The sequence below is a fragment of the Siminovitchia jepli genome (assembly GCF_047228825.1).
In the GTDB taxonomy this organism is placed as follows: domain Bacteria; phylum Bacillota; class Bacilli; order Bacillales; family Bacillaceae_C; genus Siminovitchia.
The window spans coordinates 1-8,451 of the sequence record NZ_JBFEGN010000117.1 but is presented as its reverse complement, the minus strand read 5'-3'; the positions used below and the strand labels follow the sequence as shown (position 1 = coordinate 8,451).

8 protein-coding genes and 1 pseudogene are annotated in these 8,451 nt (G+C 40.6%); 6 read left to right on the top strand and 3 right to left on the bottom strand.

The genetic code is table 11. From position 1 onward, the window contains the following. Positions 1-411, top strand: a 411-nt coding sequence (locus tag AB1L08_RS20535; protein ID WP_413066477.1) for a group II intron maturase-specific domain-containing protein, incomplete at its 5' end; no start/stop codon positions are given. Positions 412-902: 491 nt separating this feature from the next. On the opposite strand, the gene AB1L08_RS20530 is transcribed toward AB1L08_RS20535, so the two are convergent. Both AB1L08_RS20530 and AB1L08_RS22615 read right to left on the bottom strand, forming a co-directional pair. After that, on the bottom strand, positions 903-1,262 hold the full coding sequence (locus AB1L08_RS20530; protein ID WP_413066476.1) for a hypothetical protein: 360 nt from the start codon (positions 1,260-1,262) through the stop codon (positions 903-905). Between the two features lie 178 nt (positions 1,263-1,440). Then, a pseudogene (locus AB1L08_RS22615) lies at positions 1,441-1,545 on the bottom strand (AAA family ATPase); the annotation flags it as partial. Positions 1,546-2,170: 625 nt separating this feature from the next. Between AB1L08_RS22615 and AB1L08_RS20520 the strand changes: the two are divergent. The 4 genes from AB1L08_RS20520 to AB1L08_RS20505 all read left to right on the top strand — a co-directional run bounded on the left by AB1L08_RS20520 (position 2,171) and on the right by AB1L08_RS20505 (position 5,880). Continuing rightward, positions 2,171-2,488, top strand: a complete 318-nt coding sequence (locus tag AB1L08_RS20520; protein ID WP_413066474.1) for a DUF3870 domain-containing protein — start codon at positions 2,171-2,173, stop codon at positions 2,486-2,488. 100 nt (positions 2,489-2,588) lie between these two features. Continuing rightward, positions 2,589-3,749, top strand: coding sequence for a DUF819 family protein (locus AB1L08_RS20515; RefSeq protein ID WP_413066473.1), 1,161 nt, complete (start codon positions 2,589-2,591; stop codon positions 3,747-3,749). Positions 3,750-3,764: 15 nt separating this feature from the next. Next, positions 3,765-4,868: a dipeptide epimerase gene (locus tag AB1L08_RS20510; protein WP_413066472.1), complete on the top strand. Its 1,104-nt coding sequence runs from the start codon at positions 3,765-3,767 to the stop codon at positions 4,866-4,868. 4 nt (positions 4,869-4,872) lie between these two features. Beyond that, positions 4,873-5,880, top strand: a complete 1,008-nt coding sequence (locus AB1L08_RS20505) for a C40 family peptidase (RefSeq protein WP_413066471.1) — start codon at positions 4,873-4,875, stop codon at positions 5,878-5,880. A 1,369-nt stretch (positions 5,881-7,249) separates the two neighbouring features. On the opposite strand, the gene AB1L08_RS20500 is transcribed toward AB1L08_RS20505, so the two are convergent. After that, positions 7,250-7,843 carry a TetR/AcrR family transcriptional regulator gene (locus tag AB1L08_RS20500; RefSeq protein ID WP_413066470.1) on the bottom strand — a complete coding sequence of 198 codons (594 nt, stop codon included), beginning with the start codon at positions 7,841-7,843 and terminating at the stop codon, positions 7,250-7,252. Positions 7,844-8,037: 194 nt separating this feature from the next. Here AB1L08_RS20500 and AB1L08_RS20495 point away from each other — a divergent pair, with 194 nt between their 5' ends. Further along, the gene (locus AB1L08_RS20495) at positions 8,038-8,400 is read left to right on the top strand and encodes an AMP-binding protein (protein WP_413066478.1); all 363 of its coding nucleotides are present in this window, start codon (positions 8,038-8,040) and stop codon (positions 8,398-8,400) included. Positions 8,401-8,451 lie beyond the last annotated feature (51 nt).

Below are 8,451 nucleotides of genomic sequence, written 5' to 3'. Positions count from 1 at the left end.
AAGCCGGCAAAACAACGGTTTAAAAGCAAATTGAGAAAATTAACCAGTCGGAAACGACCGGGGACATTTGGAGAAATTATCAAAGAAATAAACCAGGTAACAACAGGATGGATTAACTATTACGGGGTATCCCGAATGAAACGTTTCATTATAGAAACCCAACAATGGTTAAACCGCCGATTGCGGCAACTCATCTGGAAAAGATGGAAAAAGGTAAAAACAAAATATAGGATGCTTCGTAAATATGGGATTAACCATGATGACGCCATGAAATATGCAAATTCCCGAAAAGGATACTGGCGAATATCACGAAGCGAAGTCCTGCACATTGCAATAACAAAAGAAAGACTCACAAAGTGGGGACTAAAAGATATATCCCAACTTTATCAGTCCCGATACTTAAAAGGTTGAACCGCCGTGTACGGAACCGTATGCACGGTGGTGTGAGAGGTCGGCTAATCAATGAATGGATTAGCCTCCTACTCGATTTTAATGGTTTAGAAAACCCCCGGCTATGCCGGGGGTTCCAGAGAGCTTATAGCGTGGTAACAAAAAAACCTCACTTCTGGTAGGATAAAGTTGGTTTCCCGACCACTTCATCTCGCCAAGAAGGAGGTTTACCCTAATGAAGGACATGAACAGTTTAGCACACATAACATCCAATTGTAAGTATCACATAGTCTTTGCCACTAGATTTGCAAATAACATCTGCCATCCATAGCTGGCTCCAAACAGCCTCCGGCTTATGGTTGAAGAGCTTCACGGAGATGGATTTTTACCCCGTTCTTATCCCTGGAAGCGTAGGCCCATCCCCAGATTTTTGAGGCAGGGGGATTTCACTTGAATCCACTACGGAAAGCGGACCAATATCCATGACGTTTTGCACTCTCCGGTGATGGCCATCAATCCAACCGAAAAGACTTACGGAGTTCCTGAAGAAGGCCAATAGGAAGCTTTTCCAGTTTTCGGTACATGGCTGATTCGCTAATGTCTTCCAGTTCAATCAGCTTTTGGAGTACGTCTTTGACCCTAAGGTTCTCCTGTGCATTCCAAAGGGAAAGGCGCTGATGGAGAAAGGCTTCAACAAATATAAGAATGGCTTTACCTGACAAAAGCTTTTTGGCACAGTGATCCAAAAAGGGATGACGGTAATTTTCCAAGTTTAATAGGCGTAAACAGTTTTCAACTACGGGAGACTGGGTAAAGGTTGTTGAGCAACCATTTTGTTCCCTCCTAAAGTTGAAGTTGGTGGTGGTAGCCACTTTTTGCGCCTATTAGGAGTTTATTTGTGTTCTTAAACCTATTTGAGCTTTGGACTCCTTTTGAAAATTAGTTTGGAAGAATGACCAACGTATCGAATATCGAATGAAATTAAGGGCAGGGATCATCTGGCAATTGGCCCATGAAAATAAATTGGAACATGAAGTTGCTGAAAACCTTGCTTATTTTTGGGAATTCCTTGTTCAACGCTTGTTCTTTATAGGCTTCCGCTATGCCACTCAATCTCATTTCGTGTAATTTTGTTAACGTTTGCTCATTCATCATTTATCCGTTTCCTTATAATAAAATGCTTACGTGTGAAGTCATAGTTATTTTCATTGATTTCCGTTTTATGTTTAATTCTTGCTCGGCATCGTTCTTTTTATTGTTCTTCAAAATCGTTTGGATGCCGAGGGTCTTTTTGTCATAGAAATGATCATTTTACATGCACGTTCCATTTCATATTTTGTATAACGGCGCTCAAACGAAAATATAGACTGTAACGATTGTTTTTCTGTTTGGGAAGTACCCAGAATGTATTGAACAACGTTCAAAGTTGATTCCCCTATGCTTTCAGCCCATTCAAACCCAGCTTCAAGGGTTTGATCCACAAATAACTTATGATTGTCAGGCATATGATCACGAATACTAGATAACTGACCAAACTTCCCATACAATCGTATATGAGAAGCAATCCGCATATGATTGAAAAAGATCTCAACAAGATCATCTTATAGTTTCACTTCGACCTGTCGATTGATATATTCATATAAGAAAAAAGATAGTTAATAAATTATTGCAAAATGAAAACGTTAGTATTAATATAAAAATATCGTCGATAATGTGACGAACATTTGCACCAGGTACGTGCAGATGCCCCGCACATTAGCCGACTTCAGGAGGATCTATCGTGTTTCCAGATCATACTGTTTATATCATCGGGGACAGCAAGACGGCTTCAAACAACCCCATTACACAAAAGTTTAATACGTTTTTCATCGGTCTTGTCATAGACAGGAACAGCCATGAAATATTGGAAGCCGAATGCTCGTCAACGATTGTGCTTACATCAAAATTTGTTGAGTCTATTTTTAAAGGCAAATCGATGAATGAGCCCGACGTTATCATAGAAGAGATAGAAAAGAGATATTTCGGTTCTTCTCAAAAGGCCATCATTGTTGCATTTAAAAATGCGCATATTAAATATAGCCAAATCATAAATGGTTAGCTGCTTCATTTGTCATTCGCAATTGAAATCCAGCTGTTAGGGAGTTGATTTCCTAACAGCTGGATTTTTTGATTTTTTAAGATAAAAGGAGGATCTTGTTATGATTCAGGATGGCGTTATGTTTGTTTGTTTTTTACTGGCGTTTACCGCCGCCGTGGCGGTTGCAGAAAAAAAGATTGGAGGCAAGTTCTTTAAATATGTGCCGGGTATCGTCCTCATTTATATTGGCGCTGCCTTAATGAAAACCTTTGGCTTATTTTCATCAAGCGAGTCAGTTGAAAACACTTACTCAACTGTGCGCGGGCTTTTGCTTCCGGCCATGCTGATGTTGATGCTGCTTCACTGTGACCTTAGAAAAATCATTCGGTTAGGGCCGAAAATGCTGCTGACATTCTTTGCTGCATCGATCAGCATTATTGGAGGATTTACAATTACCTACGCACTTCTTAAAGGTTTTTATGCAGCGGATACATGGAAAGCTTTTTCAGCACTGAGCGCAAGCTGGACAGGCGGGTCAGCCAACATGGTGATTTTGCAGGGAATCTTGGATGTGCCTGAGAACATTTTTGGCTATGCGCTGATCATGGATACTGTCAATTACTCTGTATGGGTGATGTTTTTATTCTGGCTTGTCCCCCTTGCTTTAAAGTTTAACAAATGGACAAAAGCGGATACCACTTATATCGATGAAGTGACTGTGCAGTTGGAAGCGGAAGAGGAAAAACAGGAGCCTATCGGTTTTGTAGAATTAATCGGTTTCCTTGGACTCAGTTTGATGGTTTCCGTATTGGCTACAAAGATTGGGGAAAAATTGCCCGAACTTGGTGCCGCTGTCAATGCCACGACTTGGACAATCATCATAGCCTCCGTTGTCGGTCTTGTTTTGGCCGTCACCAAAATTGGCAAATTGCCGGGTTCCATGGAGATATCAAAAGTCATGCTTTATATCGTCATTGGCCTGATCGCATCCCATGCCGACTTCTCTCAATTGTTCCAGGCACCGGTTTACATTTTATCCGGCTTCATGATCATGTTCTTCCATGGATTAATCATGGTCATTCTGGCAAAAGCTTTCAAGCTCGATTTATTTACGATGGGGGTGGCTTCGCTTGCCAATATCGGCGGTGTGGCATCTGCACCCATTTTGGCAGGGTCATTCAATAGAATGCTGATTCCTGTGGGTATTCTGATGGCCGTTCTTGGAAGCCTGCTCGGAACGTATTATGGAATTTTGACATCTTACATTTTATCAGCCATATAAGGGAAGGTTGCAACGATGAACATTCACTCAATAGAAGTTTCAGTAGAAAAATTGCCGTTAATCAAGCCATTCAAAACAGCCCTGAGGACAGCTGATGAAATAGAAAATGTGATAGTAATGCTTCAGCTGGAAAATGGGATAATCGGAATGGGTGCCGCAGCCCCGACTGTGGCCATTACCGGTGATTCAACGGAAGGAATAAAGGGGATCATCCAATCAGTGATGACTCCCCAATTGATCGGGAGGCCCATAACGCAACTCAACCAGCTTTCAAAAATCGTGCAACAAAGCTGTGTCGGCAATACTAGTGCGAAGGCAGCTGTTGAGATAGCAGTCTATGATGCCCTTTGCAAATATTGGAATATACCTTTATATCAATTTTTAGGCGGTAAAACGAATCAACTGCTGAATGATATGACTATTAGCATCGGTGAAGAGGAAAAAATGGTCAGCGAGGCCAAACAGATAATAAATGATGGATTTTCCATCATAAAAATTAAAGCAGGAAAAGATTGGATGAATGATATAGAAAGAATTGCGGCGATCCGCGAGGCGGTCGGAAATGATGTGACACTTCGTGTGGATGCCAATCAAGGATGGACTGTCAAGCAATCTGTTGAAGTGATCAGGGAGTGGGAAAAAGACAGGTTAAATATAGAGCTTGTAGAACAGCCGGTGAGAGCTCATAATATCAGCGGGTTAAAAGAGATTAAAAGAAGAGTCCAAACACCGATCATGGCAGATGAAAGTCTTTTTTCTCCAAGAGACGCCATGAAACTGTTATCTGAACAGGCGGTGGACTACCTGAACATCAAGCTGATGAAAACCGGCGGCATTCGCCGGGCGCTGCAAATCGCCGACATGGCGGAAGCTGCTGAAGTAGAATGCATGATTGGCAGCATGATGGAATCGAGTATCAGTGTTGCGGCGGCGGTACACCTGGCCATCGCGCATCCGAATATCACAAAGATTGATTTGGATGCCCCTTTGTGGATCAAGGAAGAGCCATTTGAAGGCATTTCATATGTGGAAAATGGGATACAGGTCTCAGGGGAAGCAGGTTTGGGGATTAAAAGGAAGGATACCTTTCCTTTTAAAAATAAAAAAACGAAAGGATGATTATATGGCTTTAAAAAATGGGCGGATCCTCATTTTGTCAATGGTATGTCTGTTCTCCATGCCGGCTGTATGGGCTCAGGCTAAAGGGAAGAATGCGGAAACATATTTTGTTGACGTTACAGCAGCCACTTTATGGACTGAGCCGAATCTTTTGAGGGAAGTGGACAAACCGTCAGCATCCAATCCAGTAGACTTGAGAAAATGGACTGGAACAATGACTTATGAAGAGAAGCTTGAACTGGTCGGAAAATTGGAGACTCAAGCATTGTATGGTTCAGAAGTTACGATACTTGAAGAAAAAGGAGACTGGGTGAAGGTTGCAGTTCATAACCAGCCGACACCAAGGAATGACCTTGGTTATCCTGGCTGGCTGCCTAAAGCTCAGCTCGCAAAAGGGAATAGTTATAAAAACCAGCTAAACAGGCCTTTTGCCCTTATAACATCTCCAACGGCATGGCTCTACGAAGATAAGAAGACTTCCAAAGAGTCTTTGGAGCTTAGCTTCAACACCCGATTGCCGGTAATGAAAGAATTCAAGAATGAAATTTTGGTAGCCACTCCAAGCCAAGGGAAAAAATGGCTAAAAAAATCCGATGCGGCAGTGTACCAAAATGAAAAAGACATACCTGCTCCAACCGGCCAGGACATTGTTGATACTGGAAAGAAATTTTTAAATCTGCCATACCTATGGGCCGGAATGTCAGGCTTCGGATTTGATTGTTCAGGATTCACCTATACTATGTATCACGCAAATGGAATAACAATTCCCAGGGATTCCTCCGTGCAGGCGACTCATGGAACGCCTGTAGAAAGAAAAGATTTAAAATCCGGAGACCTTATCTTCTTTGCGTATGAACAAGGCAAAGGAAAGGTCCACCATGTAGGAATGTATGTCGGAGACGGAAAAATGATTCACTCGCCAAACACTTCCACCCACGTCCGTATTGATGATATTGACACATCAGGCTACGGAGAAGAATATGCAGGTGCAAGAAGATATATTGAGGAATAGGGACAAACACACAGGCTCATCCGAAATAAGGAAACGAACAGGCCAGCACGGGGAAGGAACTTCATAATATTATAAATAAAGAAAAACGCAAGACGCACAGCCTTAAGCGCAAAGCTAGACGAGCGCTGAAAAAGGCATAGTTGCCTTTAAAACCGATTGGCTTAATCCTTGCCCCGATGGCCCCTGTAGCTGGACATACCAAATCACCATTCTATATAGAAGATACGTCAAATTTTATACTTCCTTCAACAACGAGGAAGGGGCTGTCCAGAAAGTCGGTGAAAACCGATTTTCTGTGACAGCCTATTCTTTTTTCAAAAAACTTGAAAAATAATTTTTCGGACCATTGGCAAGGAAGGAGTTATCAAAATGAGAATTGACAATAAGAACTTGATTTTATGCAGCAAGCAGCCAAAAAGATCGCTGACAGATCGAGGCAATCCTCCATTTCAAAGTAGGAAGTCTTTGACTTATTTTATGAAACCTTGGAGGAATTGACAACCGTTCGAATGGTCGAAGTTCCTGTCTTTATGCCTTTCCAGATTGAAAAAGAAAAAGGATGAGATATATTGCGGGCTGTCAAATATATCGTATGTGCAAAGGACTTGAAAATACGGAGGAGGAGGCAACCGAAAAGTTGAAAGAAGACATTGAGCTATATAATTCAGCGATTCTAGAATCAGAGAAGAAAATGAAGTTGGAAGAAATCATAAAGAACACCTTTTCAAGAGATTCCTTTTAACTATCAAACTATAAAAAAGAGAGTCTCCCTCATCTATTAATAATTATGGTTCAGTAACAAACTAGCTTTTCTACCACTTCCGATTCAAGATTGAAAGCATGTTTCGTGAATTGAAGCAAGTGGGTGCGTTCGGCTATCATTTCTGGAGCAAGTCCATGCCGAAACTGAAGCGGTACGCTAAGAAGGGAGACTCCCATCCGATAGATAAGTGATTGATGAAAAGGAACGCATCCACATCGGGCTGACGGTGAAGATAATTGAAGGTTATGTGATGTGCAGTTGCATCGCCATGGGGATGCTGCAACTGATCGCCGTCCGCTTTCAAGTAGGGTCCCCGGCATGTCTTTCGCTACTTAAGAGCGCCCTCCAAGGCAGTCGTTTCTAAGGCCGCAGTGATGGTCTATTTACGCACGTCTATTTTTGTTTGTTTGCCCGAATCCCTCGGTTAGCCGTAACTCAAATAATTCGTTCCAAGGGAGGAAATACCTGAATTTGATAACATTTCATTGGCTTCTTGACACTGCAGAACTTTTAACTGTCCAGTTGTTATATAAGAGCCGATCGAAAAGCAAAATTAATACTGTTAACGTAACTGGTCTTAACTATTCTACATTTTACAAAAAAGTCTTATTTCCGTTCAATCCCTGTAAACACGGAATTCAACATCTTCCTTATTTCTTCTATTGGATCAAAATCTTCATTAAAAATAAACCAGTCATAAAGCGTTCCACGCATACAACGGGTAACAATCATCACTAATTCTTCAGTAGGGATGCCCAATACAAATTCACCATTCTCCTGGCCTTCCTTTATGTATTCATTTAATAATTTGTATAATTTCCGATTGGTTTTTGCCAAAAATCTTGCGCTAGAAGGATTCATATAGATTGTCTGCATCAGTTCCTTTCCCAAATCGTTTTTTAAATAGTCCATTTGTGTAACAGCTAACTGAATGATTTTTGTTTCCGCCGATAAAGTTTCAGGCAAACTTTCACAAAATTTTTCATAGAACTCGTCAATTTCTTTGAATTTCTCTAAAAATATTTCATGTTTTGAGGAGAAATGGCCGTAAAAGGCACCTTTAGATGTATTAGTTGTTTCTACAATTTCATCAACCGTTACTTGATCAAATCCTTTTTTACTAAATAGAGTCAATGCTGTTTCCAGTATCCGCTTTTTCGTTTCAAGTGCTTTCTTTTGCCTAGAATTCAATTTCATCATTACTTTTTTCTCCTTTGTACAGTGAATCAATCGGATAATTCACGGTCTACTAAGCAAAATACGATGATAATCTTAGTATATATTATCAAAATGTTATTGACAAACTGAATATTGCAAAATAGACTATAGTCTATAGAGTGATTAATAAGAATTGAAAGGGCTTACAAATATAAGGAGGGGTGAATGTGGATATTATGGGTGAAAGAAATATTATTGATTTGCTTCATGAAAAATGCCATTTACACGGTAATAAAACATTTTTGTTATTTGAGGATAACAACAAAAACAGCTTTGAGTTTACGTATAATGAATTTTTACAAATGGTTAATAAATTTAGCCGCGTATTTATAAATTTCGGTATTTATAAGGGCGATAAGGTAACATTACATCTCCCGAATTCTTCAGACTTTATCGTTTGCTGGTTTGCTCTTGCAAAAATCGGGGCAATTATGGTGCCTACCAATGTTTTATCCACTGCCTCTGAAATGGAGTATTTAATTGAACATTCAGAATCAGTTATGCTTATTACCGAAGAAGCTAATTGCGATGTCTCGTAAATCCAAACAGTCCAAGGGCTAGAACGAAGGCATAAAAAAATTTTCCCCCAA